Annotated in this window: 18 protein-coding genes and 1 pseudogene; 2 read left to right on the forward strand and 17 right to left on the reverse strand. The window is 61.9% G+C overall.

Annotated elements, in window-relative coordinates; all coding sequences use genetic code 11:
- Positions 1–5 precede the first annotated feature (5 nt).
- The 15 genes from ACR0K1_RS22840 to ACR0K1_RS22910 form a co-directional block, all read right to left on the reverse strand.
- Positions 6–473, reverse strand: a complete 468-nt coding sequence (locus ACR0K1_RS22840) for a hypothetical protein (protein WP_480851961.1) — start codon at positions 471–473, stop codon at positions 6–8.
- Positions 474–479: 6 nt separating this feature from the next.
- Positions 480–1,160: a phage baseplate assembly protein V gene (locus ACR0K1_RS22845; RefSeq protein ID WP_480851962.1), complete on the reverse strand. Its 681-nt coding sequence runs from the start codon at positions 1,158–1,160 to the stop codon at positions 480–482.
- On the reverse strand, positions 1,157–2,302 hold the full coding sequence (locus ACR0K1_RS22850) for a phage late control D family protein (protein ID WP_480851963.1): 1,146 nt from the start codon (positions 2,300–2,302) through the stop codon (positions 1,157–1,159). The genes ACR0K1_RS22845 and ACR0K1_RS22850 overlap by 4 nt, the downstream gene beginning before the upstream one ends.
- 9 nt (positions 2,303–2,311) lie before the next feature.
- Entirely contained in the window at positions 2,312–2,590 is a 279-nt protein-coding gene (locus ACR0K1_RS22855; RefSeq protein WP_480617278.1) for a hypothetical protein, read from the reverse strand.
- Between the two features lie 9 nt (positions 2,591–2,599).
- Positions 2,600–3,286 carry a hypothetical protein gene (locus ACR0K1_RS22860; protein WP_480617277.1) on the reverse strand — a complete coding sequence of 229 codons (687 nt, stop codon included), beginning with the start codon at positions 3,284–3,286 and terminating at the stop codon, positions 2,600–2,602.
- The gene (locus ACR0K1_RS22865; RefSeq protein WP_480617275.1) at positions 3,286–3,570 is read right to left on the reverse strand and encodes a hypothetical protein; all 285 of its coding nucleotides are present in this window, start codon (positions 3,568–3,570) and stop codon (positions 3,286–3,288) included. The genes ACR0K1_RS22860 and ACR0K1_RS22865 overlap by 1 nt, the downstream gene beginning before the upstream one ends.
- The gene (locus ACR0K1_RS22870; RefSeq protein ID WP_480851964.1) at positions 3,567–5,447 is read right to left on the reverse strand and encodes an ATP-binding protein; all 1,881 of its coding nucleotides are present in this window, start codon (positions 5,445–5,447) and stop codon (positions 3,567–3,569) included. The genes ACR0K1_RS22865 and ACR0K1_RS22870 overlap by 4 nt, the downstream gene beginning before the upstream one ends.
- Positions 5,444–6,613, reverse strand: coding sequence for a Pvc16 family protein (locus tag ACR0K1_RS22875; RefSeq protein WP_480851965.1), 1,170 nt, complete (start codon positions 6,611–6,613; stop codon positions 5,444–5,446). Before ACR0K1_RS22875 ends, ACR0K1_RS22870 begins: the two co-directional genes overlap by 4 nt.
- 3 nt (positions 6,614–6,616) lie before the next feature.
- Positions 6,617–7,249, reverse strand: a complete 633-nt coding sequence (locus ACR0K1_RS22880; protein ID WP_480851966.1) for a hypothetical protein — start codon at positions 7,247–7,249, stop codon at positions 6,617–6,619.
- 427 nt (positions 7,250–7,676) lie between these two features.
- Positions 7,677–8,399, reverse strand: coding sequence for a hypothetical protein (locus ACR0K1_RS22885; RefSeq protein WP_480851967.1), 723 nt, complete (start codon positions 8,397–8,399; stop codon positions 7,677–7,679).
- Between the two features lie 34 nt (positions 8,400–8,433).
- On the reverse strand, positions 8,434–8,934 hold the full coding sequence (locus tag ACR0K1_RS22890) for a phage tail protein (RefSeq protein ID WP_480851968.1): 501 nt from the start codon (positions 8,932–8,934) through the stop codon (positions 8,434–8,436).
- A 12-nt stretch (positions 8,935–8,946) separates the two neighbouring features.
- Positions 8,947–10,494 carry a phage tail sheath family protein gene (locus ACR0K1_RS22895; protein WP_480851969.1) on the reverse strand — a complete coding sequence of 516 codons (1,548 nt, stop codon included), beginning with the start codon at positions 10,492–10,494 and terminating at the stop codon, positions 8,947–8,949.
- A gap of 660 nt (positions 10,495–11,154) precedes the next feature.
- The gene (locus tag ACR0K1_RS22900) at positions 11,155–12,477 is read right to left on the reverse strand and encodes a metallophosphoesterase family protein (protein ID WP_480617266.1); all 1,323 of its coding nucleotides are present in this window, start codon (positions 12,475–12,477) and stop codon (positions 11,155–11,157) included.
- A complete protein-coding gene (locus ACR0K1_RS22905) occupies positions 12,478–13,332 on the reverse strand; it encodes a DUF4396 domain-containing protein (RefSeq protein ID WP_480851970.1) in 855 nt (284 codons plus the stop codon).
- 55 nt (positions 13,333–13,387) lie between these two features.
- Entirely contained in the window at positions 13,388–15,079 is a 1,692-nt protein-coding gene (locus ACR0K1_RS22910; protein ID WP_480617264.1) for a thiamine pyrophosphate-binding protein, read from the reverse strand.
- Positions 15,080–15,301: 222 nt separating this feature from the next.
- Between ACR0K1_RS22910 and ACR0K1_RS22915 the strand changes: the two genes are divergently transcribed.
- Both ACR0K1_RS22915 and ACR0K1_RS22920 read left to right on the forward strand, forming a co-directional pair.
- Positions 15,302–15,877, forward strand: a complete 576-nt coding sequence (locus ACR0K1_RS22915) for a TetR/AcrR family transcriptional regulator (protein ID WP_480851971.1) — start codon at positions 15,302–15,304, stop codon at positions 15,875–15,877.
- A complete protein-coding gene (locus ACR0K1_RS22920) occupies positions 15,874–16,137 on the forward strand; it encodes a hypothetical protein (protein ID WP_480851972.1) in 264 nt (87 codons plus the stop codon). Before ACR0K1_RS22915 ends, ACR0K1_RS22920 begins: the two co-directional genes overlap by 4 nt.
- Before the next feature lie 125 nt (positions 16,138–16,262).
- Here ACR0K1_RS22920 and ACR0K1_RS22925 read toward each other — a convergent pair whose 3' ends face one another.
- Complete coding sequence (locus ACR0K1_RS22925) at positions 16,263–17,240, reverse strand: HpcH/HpaI aldolase/citrate lyase family protein (RefSeq protein WP_480617261.1); 978 nt, start codon at positions 17,238–17,240, stop codon at positions 16,263–16,265.
- Between the two features lie 29 nt (positions 17,241–17,269).
- Positions 17,270–17,448, reverse strand: a pseudogene (locus ACR0K1_RS22930) (D-glycerate dehydrogenase); the annotation flags it as partial.

Below are 17,448 nucleotides of genomic sequence, written 5' to 3' on the forward strand. Positions count from 1 at the left end.
TTTCCTCATAAGATCGGCCCTGCCAGTGCTGGCCCCACAGCCATGGTCGAGATGGCCATTATGAATATCGCCAGCCCCATCATTTGCGCCCGAGTGTCGCGATCAAGCTCCAACACACTGAAAACAGTTGTAAAAACAGACTGGCCCAGAGGCGTTGCAACCGGGCTAGAGGACACCATCGGGCCAAAGACCTGTCCGGTCATGTAAAGCGCGACCCCATTGGCCAAAAGCGCACCCGAGGCCGCGGGGCTTTGTGCCGACAATGCCGGGGTTGCGATGTTCATCAGGATCGGTCTGGCCACTTGTGCCGTTACATTGGGAACGCCCAGAACCGACGCGGATTGAAACCAGTTCGCGACAACCTGCGAAAAGGCGTCGGCGCTTTGGGATACGCTGTCCGGATAGGGGCCGTCATCCCCCGGCAACCAGTTTGCGGCCAGCGCGTCAGCAAGTGCATTGGGATCAAGCGGCATCTTCGGTCACTCTGTCTTGGACACGCGGCTCAGATGGCTCGCGGTCATGGGTTGCGCCGGAGGGCTCGAGGGCCCGACCCCGGTGGGATGGGTGTGCGAATTGAAAAGCTGCATAAACTTGTCGCCCAGCACGAGTTTCTGGCCCGCGCTGTCGCCCAGTTTGATTTTGTCCGCCTTGATGGTGACTTCGCCCGAGGATGTGATGCGGATTTCAGCGCCTGCGGCCTCGGCCACCACGACAATGCCGCCCTCATCATCCATCGAGATCACATGGCCCGACGAGGTGCGCCAGACGTTCTGGCCGGGTCCGGCCGCGGTGTCGGCCCCTTCGGGAGCTTCCGACCCCGTGGAACTGCCAAGATCGTCCTGTCCGCCCGTGGATGACGGTGCACCCCAGAAAGTGCCTGACCAGATCGGGCGGGTGATGTCACCTGCCTCGAACTCGATCCACACTGTGTCGCCCACATCCGGCAGCGCGAAAAATCCGCGATTGTGCCCGCCGCCAACCGGGGCCGAAGGCGTGGCCCAGCCGGAAATCGTGTCTTCGCCCAGAACTTCGGGCACCTGTGCGCGAATACGGCCAACGCCGCTGGGGTCTTCCACATCGGTGACGACGCCGGGGTACTTCCCATAAAACCGGCTTTCGACAAGGGCGTGGAAGGCGCGTGCGAGTTCATCGAGCGTCATGCCGCAGGCTCCTCTTCAGCGGATTGCCCGAAGGCCTCGGAACCGGAGCGCCCCAGCGCATTGGTGATGGCAACAAAGGACTGCGTGAGTTCGCCTGCGACCATCAGCGTGCGTACCGACTGGACGTAGTAGATACCTGACAGGCGGTCCCCCACGCCTTTGATCAGCACCGGCTGGTGCGGTTTCAGCAGCTTCCGGTACAGGCCGGGGTCAAGCGCACCGCGTGCTTCGATTGCGTGGCTGTCACGTGACATCTGCCCGCGCCCATGTGCGTTGAGCGCCGTGTCGCGCGGGGCTGCGCCCCGCAGAAAGCGCTGCGCCGAGACTGAGGCGACGCGCCCCAGCCCGCCCGCGCTGGACCGGGTAAAGAGGTCTTCGCCCAGAACGGCCACGTCAGCCTCGGAATCGACCCTGACGAGCCGTTTGTTGAGCGTATCGATGGCTGCCCCTATGCGTTTGGCCGGGTGATTGTGAGAAATCTGGAAGTCGATCCATGTAAGGTTGGCCCCTTCGCGCAGGATCGTCAGATCGGCCTGCGGCGGGGCGTCCAGATCGGGCGGGCTGAAAACACAGATCGGAGTGCCGTCCGAGGGATCGGCCTTGAAGAAGACCGAATGGCCGTTGCGCTCGGCCAATGTCATCAAAAAGCGCCAATCCGTACTGCGCTGGACAAGAAGCTGATCGTCTTCGGCTGACTGTGCGTCTGTATCCGCTGCTTCGATCTCGATGCCGTAGCGGGCGGCGATTTCCCTGGCCACATCAGCATCTGTGGCGTCGGGATAACTTGCTGCGCGCTCTTCGGCGTCCATCAGGATCGCGGGATCGTGCGCCACGATATCCACATAGGAATTGGCCTCAATCGGCTCGAAATGCGGGCGTATATAGGCCAGATATCCCGTAAACACGCGGGCATCGCTGCCCCCCGGGGCTGCCAGCGACAAGGACAGCTCGGTGCCCGGTTCCATCCCGTCTGCATCCAGCAGCGGATAGGTGCCATCAGCCCCCTGAGCCAGTGCAAATCGCAACCGTAGCATGCCAACCGCATCGTCGCCCTGACGAAGTTCCAGTTCCGTGAGACGGGACAGCATATTGCCGCCAATGGCGGTGCCGTCGCGGTACAGAGCTATGCGTCCAGTGGCCATGTGTTCTCTCTACTTGTCCGGCGGGATGTTGATCTTGCGGCCCGGCTCCAGCGCGTCGAACGGATCAATCTGGTCCGATGCGTCAGCGATCTTCCAATGCTTGAGGGGGTCGCGATAGTAGCGGGCGGCCAGCGTATCCAGCCGGTCGCTGTCGGTAACCGTGGTGGAAAAAACCGATGGCCTGTCGTGGCGATGGGTGAGCCCGACAAGCTCCACATCCGAGCCGTCTGCGCGCTTCCATGCGACGCGGGGGGATTTTTCGTATCGGCTTTTGCGATCAATGGACATTTGCGGCCCCTAACCCGGCAGGCTGATATTGGCCCCTTGCGAGGCGGTGGTATCAAGATAGACGCGCGCCATCTTGCGGCGGTTGTCGGCGGTGAATTTCAGGGATGAGGCCACGCGGGTATTGTCGCGCGCATCGCCCTCGCCCAGCGTTTCAAACGAGACTTCGACTTCGGCCCGTGTCGGATAAAGCTGGCCGTTGAAGAACTGTTCATTGATCGCCATGCCCGTGATCTTGACCGGCACAACGCGGCGTTCGCCCCAGACAAACAGCACCATGGGCCGCCGCCCGCGCGCGCGGGTTGGTTCGCTCCCGTCCGAGGGCTGGTCCGTCTCGCTTTCGGTGGGGTGCATCAGGTCTTCCAGCGCAGATATCTCGGGCAGAATGCCGTACTCGACCGGCATGTTTTTCGACCGTTCCTCGCGAAAGGCGAGGTCAAAGCGCAGCGTGATCGAAAACGCTTCTTTCAGGCTGCCGCTGTCCGCATCCGCCCCCTGATCGGCAGAGTTGCCATCGGAACCGCCGCCGCCTGCCTGCGCGCCTTGCCCCTCGGCCTGTTCAATCGAAAGCTGGCGGCTGAGGTCCTCGGGGTTGAAACGGAACGGGATAAAGCGCGAGATCTGGTTGGCCTCGCTGCCCGTGTCCTGATCGAACACTGCCAAAGCGCCCTGCTGGAAGGAAATCGTGTCATCAGCCATCAGTCCGTCCTCCCTGCGGCGTCGATCTGAGCAAACATCGCCTCGGCCACGCGATGGGCACCGCGTTCGCCAAGCCAGTCATCGGGACTAAGATCGCCGATTATCATCTGTTCGATGGCGAAACCCAGTGCACGCGGGTCGCGCGCATATGGCGACGCGGCCAGCTTGTCGCCCAGCACGTTCAGGGCGGCGCGCAGGGTTTCCTCGATCCGCGCGGCATCTTCGGGCCGGCCTTCGGCGTCAATGCGGACAGAACCGATATCGAGCATCAGCGGGCGGGTCATTGCATTCCCTCCACAAATTCGGCGAATGGGCCAAGGTCTTTCCGGCCGCGTGGCAGACCGGATTTTTCCAGTTCGCGGATCAGAGCGCGGGCCAGATGATCGGGCCCGAGCCGCGCATTGTCGGCGGCTGCCAGATGCGCTGCCGCAACAGCCGCGTTCCGTATGTTGCCGCCGGACAGACGGAACCGCTGGGCCAGTTCTTCGATATCCAGTGCCTCGTCCCGCCAGGCGGCTGAAGGCAGGTTGCGGTCCCAGAGGATCTGCCGCTCGGACCGCGACGGCATCGGGAACTCCACGACAAAGCGAATGCGGCGCAGGAAGGCTGGATCGAGGTTGGATCGCAGGTTGGTCGCCAGGATCATGACCCCGTCAAAGCTTTCCATCCGCTGCAACAGGAACCCGACCTCGATATTGGCGTAACGGTCATGGGCGTCTTTAACTTCCGAGCGTTTGCCGAAAATCGCGTCAGCCTCGTCGAAAAACAGCACGCCGTGCCCGGCTTCGGCCTCATCGAAGACACGGGCCAGAGCCTTTTCCGTCTCACCAATGTATTTTGACACCACCTGGCTCAGATCGATGCGATAGAGGTTAAGCTTTAGCGCGTTGGCCAGACACCGCGCGGCAAAGGTTTTACCCCCGCCCGGCGGGCCGGAAAACAGCAGCGACAACCCCCGCGCATCGGCGGAATCCCGTGTAAGGCCCATATCCGCCCAGACACGTGCGCCATGCCGATGCCAGTTGACCGCATCATCCAACTGGCGCCGGTTTTCGGGGCGCACGACAAGGTCATCCAGTGTCACATCGCTTTGAATGCGGGTCACCGATGGCCCCATACGGCGCGCGCCGTCATTCAGAACGGCCTCGGCCAGCGCATCCGCGTCGGGCGGCGGGGTTGGAACGCCATTTGCCGGATGGCGGATCGACATGATCACCTCGGCCTCTTTTTGTGCTGCGCGGATTTCCGGCAATGTCAGGTGAAACCGGCGGGCCAGGTGCGCCCGGTCCTGCTCGGGTAGCGGGACGGTTGACCAGAGCGCTTGCAGATCGCGTGGCCCGGGTTCGGGGGCATCGACGGCTGCAAAGCCGGGATGTTCGAAACGGAACGGCGCGATCACCGCAAATCCGTCGGGCGGCAGGCTGGGAACCTGAACCGTATCAAAAAGATCGATGACCGTCAGCGCGCCATACGCGCTGACCGGTGCAGTTTGGTTCTCGCCCCACCGGAAAAACTGCACATTGCGGCCTTGAACACCTGCCAGATCAAGGGCGAATTGCCGCGCGATCCGGCGTGCGCGCGCCCTGATCCAGACAGCGCTTTGCGCCTGCAACAGGTCCGACGCGGTGCGGGCCGCGCGGGGAAACAGGACGATTTCAGGCTTGGTTTCGACGTCTTGCGCATGTTGTGCCGCCTTGACCCCGAACAGAATTCCTGAATGTTCCGGTGTCAGGCGCAACCCGTGCTGCGCAAGGGGCAGGGCACTGCCGGCAGGCTCGACCCGGGCGATCATCCCTGTGGCGTGCAGCGGGCTGCCGGACAAAGCAAGCGTCAGGGCTGTGTCGTAATCCGCGCCCAGCCCGGCACAGGCGATACGGGCAAAACTGGCCGGAGTCGGCAGCATAAGCCGCGCATCTTCGGCGAGAATGGAAAACCCCGCAGCGGCATCCGGGTGCCGCTCGGACGCGGCAAGGGCGGCCAGCAACCAGTCTTGCAATTCAGCCCTGGGCGCGGCTTTGGCCAGCAGGTCCCACCCGAAAACATGGTCCGAGAACGGTATGCGCGGATCGACAGGCGCGTTGTCGGGCAGACGCACAAGGCATTCCGCAGCGTAGATGACGGCGCGGCGCATCCAGTCTGTCTGTTGCTCGAACAAGGTCATGTTGTGACCTCCAGCAGGATGAACGGCGTAAAGAGTCCCGTGGCCATGCGCAGGCTGACGCGATGGGGCACCGCGCGCAGTCCCGCCCCGGTCAGCGAGGCGGCATTCAGCGTGATCGACCCGGCGGCCAGACTGTCGGGCGGCAGATCAATGACTTCATCCGGGGCGCGAATTCCCGCGTCGGGCCACAGGAAAACACGTGATGTATCGCCCAGATTGCCGCCGCTCAGGGTCAGGTTGCCGCCCAAAACATGCGGCACCAAAGGCGCGTCCAACCCCGGGGTTGTCGCGGGCTCTACCGTGACAGGCTCCGGGTCCGACCCGGTCTGATCGCCCCGGATGACGGCATCAAAGTCACTAGCAGGATCTGCAGCCGGGTAGGTGGCCCAAACCCGTCCGACAGCGTCTGGGCGTGCAATCTCCGTTGGCCCGGCGGGGGTGTTGGCGAAGGTAAACTCGGCAGCCCCGATGCGCAGGCTTTGCGCATTCCCGGCCTCGGCGGTTTCCAGCATGATGCGGCCTCCTGCCCGGACGCGGCGCGGTATGGCGCGCAGAATGCGGGCGGGTGCGATCGGGCGCACATCACCCAGACGCACCCCGCCCGGTTGCACCACATCGGGTGCCGGTCGCGGTGCGCTCAGGCGTACAAGCTGGATCGGCCCGACCTCGAACAATGCCCAGGGGCGATGGCGCATTTGCAGAGGCGTGTAGATTTTCTCCATCAAATCCGCCGCCGTGGGCACGAAGACAACCGTAAGGTCGCCCTCACCGCCGGACGGATCATTTTCCGGCGTTGCCGGATCGTCCGCCAATGGCAATTGCAGCACCGGGCCGGTTTCAAAAATCTGGATCGCCTGACCCAGACGGTTGATGGCCTGAGCCGGTTCGCCCGCGTCGGTCGCGCCATAAGCCGTGACCAGATAAAACCCGCTGAGTGAAACCGGAGGAGGCTCTTCCGTCCCGTCGGTGCCCACTATCCAGGGATCGTTGCGATGTGTTGGCTGAGGCGTCACCCACATCAACGACACCCGCATCGCCTCGGCCGAACTTGTCGCTGTTTCCAGAGGCGGCGCTGCGATGACATCCGTCAGGGCCGGGGACAGGTTGCGCCGCAGGTATCCGGCCAAGGCCTGACCGACATCGTGAAGATTGGCAAAAACCGCCATCACCTAACCCTCTCCAAAGCCCGGCAGGGGGATGGCGTGGGCCATCGGTGCCCGCCGGGCAGTTTTAAGCCGGGCAGGGGCAGGGGCCGATTTCGGAGACTGAATCGAGATATTCACGGACCCGACTTCAATTCGCACCGCAGGCGGTGTCGGTTGTTGCGTCGGTCGCGGTGCGGTTTCGGCCTCGGGTCCGGGCCGGGGGCTGGCCGGGGCCGCAACGGGTGCCGTGGCAACCGGTTTGGCTTCAACAACCGGGACGGGTGGGGCCGGGTCCGGTACAGGAGCGGAGGGTTGGCTTTCGTTGGCGAGCGCGGGCTCGGGTGCTGAAATTGGCGTGGGCAACTGATCATCGCCCAAATCCTGCGCCACGGGGCGGATCGCATCGGAGGGCTCTGCAGGAGTTTTGCCTTCTGCGGTGGGTCGGCGTTTCTCGGGGTCGGTGGAGCCGTGTTGCTGCGGGTGTGGCGCGGGCCCGGCGCGACCATCCACCCGAGAGCGGGGTACTTCAGTGGCTTGCACAGAAGCCGGTCGCTCTGCCGCGTCAGCATGTGTTGACACCGGTTTTCGGTCAGGCATCTCAGCCGGATCAGGCATCACAATCCGCTCGACCCGGTCGGGCGTGGCAAAACGCACCATCCGGTCGATAGGCTGGTTCTGGCGTTGCTCTTCTTTTGAACGCGTGAGTGATGGCGGCTGGACCGGCGCAGCTTCGTCCCCGGAAGGCAGGGGATCGGGCGCGGCGGAACGGGGGTGTAGTTCTTCTGAAGAAACTTGTGGAGGTCGCGACTGAACTTTGTCGTCGACGGCGGGTGGTGCAGGCGGCGGAGGGGTAAGGACATGTCTTTCGATGGCAGGCTGAACTGACTTGTCCAAGGCGGGCGCTTCGGAAACTGCCGAACTATCGGCTGGCGCTGATGCTTCAGCCGATACGGCCATTTCTTCTTTTTCAGAAGATAATCTCTGGCTCGCTGGTCGCACTGTTTGCGGAAGGGCCTCGCGCTGTCCGGGAATAACCGGAGACAAGATGCGCGCAAGACGCGGGCCCAGCTCGGCCATTGTCGGATCAACGCCGGACATCTTGAACCTCAATCTGCAAAATGTCGCGCTCAATCCGGTCCAGATAAGACAGTCGGCGTTGGCGGGGCAGGTCCAGAATATCCGCTTCCGACCAATGGTAAGCCCGGGCGATCATATGGACCTCGTCCAGCAGCTTGCGCGCGTCTGCCATGCGCGCCTCGGAAACAAACCTCTGAATATCAAAAGGCTGCACAATTTCCGCGCCGCATTCGGTGCAGGATGTCGCCAGTTGTACATCCAGCCCGGTCAGCGCCTTTTCCAGTGTCGAGACCGCCTCGGACGCCTTGTCCGACGCCAGAATGTCTGCCGCCCATTTCTCGGTCCGGCCTGTTGCCTCGGCGAGCAGAAGGCGCAGGCGCCCGGGCGCATCCGTCAGGGCTTCCGCCGCTTTCAGATGTGACAGCCGCAACGGACGGGTGGTTTTGCCCTCGAATTCAGGCGGCTTCTGATCGGTGTCCCGTGGCAGATCATCTACCCCGAAAATCAAAGCCACCCCCTCGCCACAGCCCGGGCAGGTCAGTTCGGCATGCACGCGCAAGCCCGAGACCGCACGATGCACGTCAAGCAGGCAGCTTTCCCATTCCGCTATCGTCGGATCAGCCCCGGCGTCCAGCACGCCAAGCCCGATGGCCAGCTCCGCCAGCTTTGCAGCGTCGCCATCTGCCTGCGCAAGAAAGCGCATTTCCTGTCGACCGGTGATCTGGTTCATCTCGTAGTCCCACCCGAAAGGCGTAGAACCCGGTTCAGGTTTCCGCCGGTTCAGTCACGGAATTATCGACTTCAAATGCCTCGCACTCTAGTTTAAGCGTTTCGATGGCGACCGCGTTGGCATTTGCGTCGAATTCTGGCAAAGCCTGAAATTCGCTGACCCAGGCCCGGCGCAGGTTAATCGCCATCACCGGCGTCGCCTGCATGTTATGCACGACGATTCGCACGGTTTTGCGGTATTGCAGCAGGGAATTCGCCGCGGCCCCGTCGGGGTTATGCACCTGATTGGCCCAGTCCAGAAACTGCCTGTCATGGGTCAGGCCGCGTTCCAGCGTAACGGGCTCTATCTTGGTGCGACCGGGCATTTTTCGCACAATTCCGCTGTCGCCGGCGGCGCGCCATTCAATAGCTTCGGTCATCCGTTTGACAGCCGACATCTTGGACAAGGCAGCGACAACCTGGCCATCCCAGACCACCTGAAACCGGAAATTCTTGTAAGGATCGATCCGGTGCGCATTCACGTTAAACATGGGCATTGGAGCGCTCCTTTAGGATGTTGCGGTTTTCTGGGACAACGTGACAATCACGAACTCGGCCGGGCGCAGCGGGGCAAAGCCAACCTGCACATTCACGATCCCGGCGGCCTGATCGTCAGGCGTTGTGGTGTCACTGTCGCATTTGACAAAATACGCCTCGCGCGCGGTTTCTCCGGCAAAGGCGCCATTGCGGAACTGGGCGTCCATGAATGCACCGATGGATTCCCGCAATGCAGCCCAGAGCGTTTCGTCATTGCCTTCGAAAACCGCCCATTGAATGCCGTTGTAGATCGAGCGGCGCAGGAACATCGCGGTTCGACGGACGTTGATGTATCGCCATTCGGTTGTGGGCCGGCGCGTGCGCGCGCCCCAGACGACCCGGCCCGCGCCCGGCACCGTTCGCAGGGCATTCAGCCCGTGGGGGTTCATCCTGTCCTGATCGCGGTCAATGATGTTGAAGTCAATTCCGGTGGCACCGGCAACTGTGGCTTCGACACCCGCGGCAGCCTTCCACACCCCCCGGCGGCCATCGGTCCGGCCATAAAGCCCGGCGACGTGGCCGGCGGCAGGAATTGCAAGCTGCGGATTGCGGCCCAGCCCAACCGGATCACCCACCACGATACGCGGCCAGTAAAGCCCAAGATGGTCGGACGCGTTGATGTTGTTGCGGGCTTCGCTGACCGCAGCGCCAACCGGATCCGTTTCGGCAGTAGAGCGTGGAGCATCCGCCACAAGGAACAGATCCCGTTGCGGGCGCGTCTCGACATAGGCCAAAAGCGCATTGAGGATGCCATTATGCTCTGCCGCGTTTGCTGCGTTCAGCATCAGGTCGGACCCGCTGACAATCAGCGCTGCATCATCCAATCCATCGAGGGCCGCGAGGGCTGCCGCATATGCTGTGGCTGCAACAGCCGCATCACCGCCGGTTCCCGATGCCAGGGGTGTTCCCGGCGGGGTTGCGGTTGGATCGCCCTCGTTACCCGGCCTGAAGATATCCGTTCCGTTCCAGCGTATGTAAGAGGAACGCGCCAGCTGATCGACAAGGTATTTCTCGTCCAGCGGATCGGCGGACAGGCCCTCGAACGTTTCCACTTCGGTAGGGTTCGCTTCGCCCGGTGCCTCGTAGTAGACATGCAGGTTGAACCGGGCCGCATCTCCATCCGTTGAATCCGCGATGGCGATACGCACGTTGTTGCCCCAAACCCCCGGCGCATTGGCGTCGATGGCCGCACTGTCGGTGCCATCCGTGACTGCAAGGGTCGAGGTTGCGTTGGTGCCGCTGACCAGCCTGAGCACGTAGGCCCGCGGCCCGCCATTGTCGAAAAAGCCCTGAACCGCGAAGGGCATGAACAGCCGCGCGGTTGTGGTTGTTGCGTCCAGACGCGAATATCCGCCAAACATGCGCTGATACTGGATCGCGCTTGTGATCGGTGTTGGCCCAACGGGCCCGCGTTCGGTTTCTCCGACAAATATGGTGACGGCTGTTGGGGCCGCCTCGATTGCCCGCGCGCCGCCTGGCGCTTCACGGACATAGACTCCGGGCGTCAAAGGTGTGGTCATTCCAAGGCCTCTCAATTATGCGGGCCCGAAGGAAACAGTCTGTACTAATGCGCTCAAAATTCGATTTATGGTTGTACATTAAGAGTGAACCATAGGTTGCACAGTTGCTACCTTTTCGGGAATCGCTGGCGGGAATCTGCCGATAGGTTCTGGTTGCAGCCAGCCCCAACCGGCACTGAACTCGCGCCGCCCAATTGTCTTACCAATTGAAACAATAAACTAATTTTGAAGTAAACTGGTCAGATCTGTTTCAATTTTCCCAACGGCTGACGTTTATCCAGGCTCCAGATTCATTGATTTTGAGAGCCGAAAGTTCGCGGCCGTGACGAGAAACTGCCTGAGTTACGGATTGGAAGACGCCATGCTAGGGCAGGGTATCGCGATTTCAGCCTGCCCTGACCCAATCGGCACATATGAGATCCGGGAGGCCTAGCAATGAGTGTGTTCTACGATCCGATCCAAAAGGCGATCTACGAAGCGTTGGTTGCCGCAGGGGACATGCGTGTCGCTGCTGTCCGCCGTTGTGGCCGAAGTGATGCAATCGCTTCTGCTTTCGGTGTTAAACGCCATGCTGCGGGACAGTACCTATGGTCAGTCCCAAAGCCTGACAAGAGCATAGTCCAGACCCTTTTCGCAGCCCGCCGTTGTGGTCCCGGGTCATTAGCAGGACAGCGTGCGGCCTGTCAGGCGGCAGCGGTTTCGCACATTTCCGGTTGCGTCAATTGCCTCCATCGACCAGCCGCCATTGGCTTGCCGGGTCAACATCAGAAAGCCGAAATCGCCATTGTTGGCCACGACGCTTGCCAGGCGTCCGGCAATTTCAACATCGGTGGTAACGCCCGTCGGCATCGGATCAAGCTGGGTGCCGCCGTTGCCGCTGATGCCCTGCACCGGCCCGTCCCGCAAGTCGATGGCCTGAAAAGCGTGAATATGGCCCGACAGGATCAGGTTCACCCGGTCCGGGATGGCCTGAGCAAACGCTGCGCGCTGGGTGTCGTCGCCGTCGATCAGCTCCCCGAAGGCCCGCATTTTGACCCAAAGGGGCCGATGGGTCAGTAGCCAGGTTTCGCCGCTGGTCTTTGCAAACATATCCCTCGCCATCTGCGCGTAGACGTTCAACAAGGCTGGGTTGCTTTCTGCGGCGGGGCCGGCCGCGGAGTCGAAGGAGATCAGGTCAAGACCGTTGACCGAGGCGATCCAGGGGTCGGTCACAGCCGGACAGACCGAAGGCACGGGCCCGGATGCGAAATAGCGGAACCAGCCCTTGTTGCTGCGCTGGCAACTTTCGTGATTGCCTCTCAGAAACACAAACGGTGCGCTCTGGAACAGGCGTTCTGCCGGGTCCAGCCAGTCTACGGACCAGGTCGGAAACGTGTCGCCAAAGGCTGAGCCACCGCATTTCTCCGCATCCGGGCATTCTGCCGCCCGGTAGAGGTAGTCGCCGACGTGAATGACCAGATCCGGCGATCTGGTTGCGATGTCCGCCGCGATCGTTTTCAGCGGCCACGCCGCCGGATCATTGCAGGCCTGCACCCGGCCGCGCCGGATGCGGCACCCGGTGTCTCCGATCACGGCAATACGCTGAACGTCTGTGCTCAGCGTTGGCAGCGTTGCGCCGTCGAGGGTGATCTGTTGCGGGGATTTCCGCGTGCGATGCTCGCAGACGATTTCCGGAAACAGATCGTCTGGTGGCGCACGCAGGGTCATGGCGACCGGCCGGCCGTCGATCTGCAATAAGGGGCAGTCGGGCGATGTTGAGGTTGCGCGGATAACAATGTTGCCGTCAGGCCCAAGCTGAACCCAATGATGCAGCACGTCTGCGGCAGAGGGCAGGGCCGCGCAACACAGCCAGACCCAAGCCGACAAAACGATGGAAGCGGTCCTGACCAATACGCGGGCACCCCTTTCGAACGGTGCTGTAAATCTACGGGCGCGGCCCCGGAAGTCCAGCGGGTTGCCCTGTTGCCGCCCTGACCGGGTCATTCAGAACGTGATCGGCATAAATCTTGATGTCAGCCAAAGCGCTGCAATCAGGATAGCGTAGGTTGACAGAACCCAGACCGTTGCCGTCCCGGTGGGCAGGCTGTTCATGCTCATGTGATGGTGGCCCGCCATGTGATGCCCGCCTTCCCCGCCCATATCACCGTGTTCCAAAGGTTCATGCCCCATTTTGGGTGCAGGACCATCAGCGCCCGGAAGCGTCATGCAGCCGTGTTTGAGGTGGTTTGCCACCAGCCACCGGTTGATCGGAAAGGCGACAACCGCGCCGACAATGGTGGCCAGGCTCATGCGGAACCAGAATTGCGGGCTAAGCGGGTCTTCGGACCCCGGCCACGCAGCCGCAAGCAGAACCATCGTAGGGATCATTCCGGTCATCACCATGTTCATCGACACGGTTTCCGCAAAGAACGTCTTGCGAACAGCCTGCCCGTAGCTTCCGAACATCGGCCTCATCATCAGGGCCTGAAAGATGAACAGGCCGGACACGAAGCCAAAGGCGTATTCGACAGTGATGTCCCAGCCATTCGACAGGGCCAGAAAATGAACAAGGATGGCGGCAAAAATGATGCCGGTGGCATCCCCGGCCACGCAGTGCATCTCGCTGTTGATCCCCTGTTTCCAGATCGCGAGCGTGTATTGGTCATGACCGCCCGGAAAGGGGCGGCGACAGGCCAGCAGGTAGAAGAACAGGCCGACTGGGCCGGTGTAGAGCGTGACCAGGATCCAGGCGGCCCGTTGCACCCAGCTGGTCACGCCGTTGCTGATCGAATCCCAGATGACAAAGCCCACACTGGCACCGGTGAGCAGAAACCACACCAGCATCGCGCCATTCAGCATATCGGTTCCTCCTGCCCTGTCGAACGGGTGCGCCGGTGTGTTCCGGGTTTACACCTTACCTGCAGCGGTTGGGCCGGCCGTTGTTCCGCGCGACCTGATTGCCCCATCGCAGCAGGTTTACGTTGCAATCGTCCCTGTCGATCTGAACTTCGATCAGGCACAGACCGTCATGACCCATGGCCTTGGTGATCGCCGCGTCCAACTCGCCCTCGGTGGTGACCCGGCATCCCCAGGCGTTGCCCTCACCGGCGCTGAACACGTCGATCAGACCGGCGTAGTTCCAATTCTTTATGGTGTTGTAGGGGCCATCGTGGATTTCGACCTCGATGGTGTAGCCGCCATTGTTGATCAGGAAAATGATCGGCTTTGCGTCATAGCGGATCACCGTCGAAATCTCTTGCGCGGTCAGTTGAAACGACCCGTCCCCGATGCATGAGATCAACCGGCGATCGCGGTTGCCCAACGCATATCCAAGCGATGCGCCGACGGACCAGCCGATCGATCCGTATTGCATCTGGATTTCGAACCGGGTGCCCTCGGGCAGGGTGGTTTCCATTCCGTTGAACCATGAATCCCCGGTCTCGACCAGCAGCGTGCTGTCTTGATTCAGCATCTTCTGCACTCGGGCAAAAAGCTGGCGCACGGTGACCGGTGTGTTGGGGGCACCGGGGTCCGGCGGGCTTTGTTCGGTCCGGACCCGTTCGAACGCCGTGACGGCCGCCTTGTTCGGCGTCAGCTTGTCAGTCAGGGCATCGAGAAACTCATCCATGCGGACATTGCTGAAATGCGTATCGCCCAACTGAATAGAGGTGGGATGAACCATGACCGCCTTGCCGGGATCGAAGCCAAGCTGGTGACCCGTCGTGGTGTAATCGGTGAACACCGGGCCGACGAACAGCAAACCATCTGCGGCATCCACGATCTCGCCGCAGCCCGGTGTGCTGACCGGGCCCCAGTAGATGCCCATGAAGCTTTCATCCGTTTCCGACAGAAAGCTCTTGGCATTGGGCATCGAGGCAAGCGCATAGTCACAGGCGGTTGCAAGCTTGCGCAACGGGCGTTCTGCCTGACCGGCCCGCACCTTGCTGCCCGCGACCAGAACGGGCCGCTCTGCCGCGTTCAGGAAGTCGGACACTTGCGCCACCGCAGTTGCCAGCGTGTTCGGGTCGCTGTTGGGTTGCCGGGCGAAACTGCGCGGCACTGGGGCGGATGTGGGCGCACCCGCGATGTTCGAGGCGATCTCAATGTACACCGGTTTGCGCCGTAGCATTGCCGTGTCGATCGCCCTGTCGATCGCCACAGGTGCCAGCGAGGGGTGGTGAATGGTGACGGCCTCGGCGGTGACGCGGGCGAAAATTTCGCGCTGGTAATCATAGTCGACCTCTCCGAGCGTATGATGCAGGTATTCCCATTCGGCTTCGGAGTTTGTGTTCGGCCCGCCGGAAATCGCGATCAGCGGCAGGTCTTCGGCATATGCGCCCGCGACGGCGTTCAACAGGCTCAGTCCCCCGACCGAATAAGTGACCACTGCCGCCGAGGGCCCTCCGGTCGCGCGGGCGTATCCGTCTGCGGCGTAGCCCGCATTGAGCTCGTTACAGCAAGAGATCATGCGCAGGTCCGGATTGCTCAGCAATTCGTCCAGAAGAACCAGATTATAGTCACCGGGAACTACGAAATAGTCTGCAATTCCGGCCTCTTGCAGTCTTTTTGCCAGATATGATCCGACGGTCCAGTGTTGGGGTGCCATGCCAGTAATCCAATGCCAGTTGAAAAATGAACTGCCCGTAGCTTATGCGCGAAAGCCGGATTCACAAACCCAACAGGGTCGCGCCGGGTGGTTCCCCAGAGTATCCGAACCGGAAATCGGCCCTGTTGGTGTCGAAAGATAAACTGTCAACGTTGACAAATTAGGGTGAATTGCTATGTCTCGGCGGGCACGATCAAAGGGATGCACATGGCAAGACCCTCGATGAAAGATCAAAGATCGCACGAGATCCTCGAGGCCTACCTTACCTGCGTGGCGCGGTTCGGACTTGAGGGCGCGACACAAGAGCGGATTGCCGGTGTGGCCGGGGTAAAGCGCCCGCTTCTGCGCCACTATCTGGGCAACAAGGATGAGATGATCTCTGCCCTGGCCGCTTATGTCGTTGCCGGGTTCGCTGCATCGCTGGACGGGCTGCGCCGGGCCTTGCCAGCGGGGGCCGCGCCGTCTGACCTTGTGGACGCGCTGTTTGCGGAAAACAGCAACACCGACCCGCGCCTGATGCTGGCTTATCAGGCGCTGGTGACAACCGTTCCAGATCGCCCGGACCTGCGGCAGGCGCTGATGGACAGCCTGACCGACTTTCTTGATGTGGTCGAGGATATCCTCAGACGCGCGGCCCCCGATGCGGCGGACACAACCGTTCGCGCGGTGACGCAGGGCATCTCGGCAATCTTTGTCAGCTTGGACGCCCTGTCCCCGCTGGACGCGCCCGAGGATTGGCGGGCGGAATTGAAACTGGCGGCCTCGCTGCTGGCGTCGACGCTGGAGACCACGCCATGAGCCGCGCCAGAACAGCGAATTATATCGCCCTGCCCATCCTGCTGGTCGCCACGGCGCTGGGTCTGTACTGGGTCTGGGGGCTGCTGTTCGTCTGGTGGATCGTCCCGACCGTCATGAGCGGACAGGCCTTTCTGGTCTTCCAAATCAACCGCGCCGAGGACCCGGTTCTGTTTTGGGTCATCGTTGCCCTGTGGGCGGTATTAGGCCTGATGATGATCGCCGCCAGCCTGTTTCCCCAATACGCGCACCTGCTTGTCTGAGGGGCATGTGAGACCCTCTGCCGGGTGCTGGACTTCCAACACCCGACAGAACCTGCGCGCCGCCCCGGCAAAGCGATGTTCCCGTCACCCGGTCCCGCAAATTGATGGCCGCTTTTCCCAAACGCTCAGGCTGCCGCAATCTGGCGGGCTTTTTCCACCATGACCTCGGCCTGACGGATCGAGGCATAGTCGATCAGGCGACCGTCCAGCGACACCGCGCCCTTGCCTGCGGCTTCGGCCTCGGCCATCGCCTCGAGAATGCGCTGCGCCTTGGTGACTTCGGCGTCGCCAGGCGACATCACCTCATTCGCCAGGGCGATCTGGCTGGGGTGGATGGCCCATTTGCCCTCGCAGCCCAGAACGGCGGCGCGTTTGGCGGCGGCCCTATAGCCGTCGGGGTCCTGGAAATCACCAAACGGCCCGTCGATGGGGCGCAGACCATTGGCGCGCGCGGCCACCACCATGCGGGCCAACGCGTAATGCCACATATCACCCCAATGGGTCAGGCGGCCTCCGTCCGCGTCGGCGTCGGTCAGCACCGAGTAATCCGGGTTCACGCCACCGATAATGGTCGTCCGCGCGCGGGTCGAAGCGGCATAGTCGGCGACGCCGAAATGCAGGCTTTCGTTGCGTTTCGACGCGGCTGCGATCTCGCTGACATTCTGCATGCCAAGGGCGGTTTCGATGATGTGTTCGAACCCGATCCGTTTCTTGTAGCCCTTGGCGTCTTCAATCTGCGTCACCAGCATGTCGACCGCATAAACATCGGCTGCGGTGCCGACCTTGGGGATCATGACCAGGTCCAGCCGGTCACCGGCCTGTTCGACCACATCGACCACATCGCGGTACATGTAATGGGTGTCCAGCCCGTTGATCCGGACCGACATGGTCTTGGCGCCCCAGTCGATCTCGTTCAGCGCCTGAATGATGTTCTTGCGGGCCTGTTCCTTTTCGTCCGGCGCAACCGCGTCTTCCAGATCGAGGAAGATCACGTCCACATCCGATTTGGCGGCCTTTTCGAACATGCCGGGCTGGCTGCCCGGAACGGCCAGTTCGCTGCGGTTCAGACGGGCAGGTGCTTGGTCGATGGAATGAAAGCTCATGGGGTTTGGTCCTTTGAAACAGAGATAGGTCAGATGACGCGGTCACGGGGCGGGCGACCCGCGAAGAAGTCGCAGAGGTTGTCGAGCACCCGGAACCCCATCGCATCGCGCGCCTCACGCGTGGCGCTGCCCAGATGCGGCAGCAACACCAGGTTGTCGCATTGCAGCAGGTCGGGGTTGATGCGCGGTTCGCCGTCGAACACATCCA

It is taken from the genome of Ruegeria sp. F5 (genome assembly GCF_056533845.1).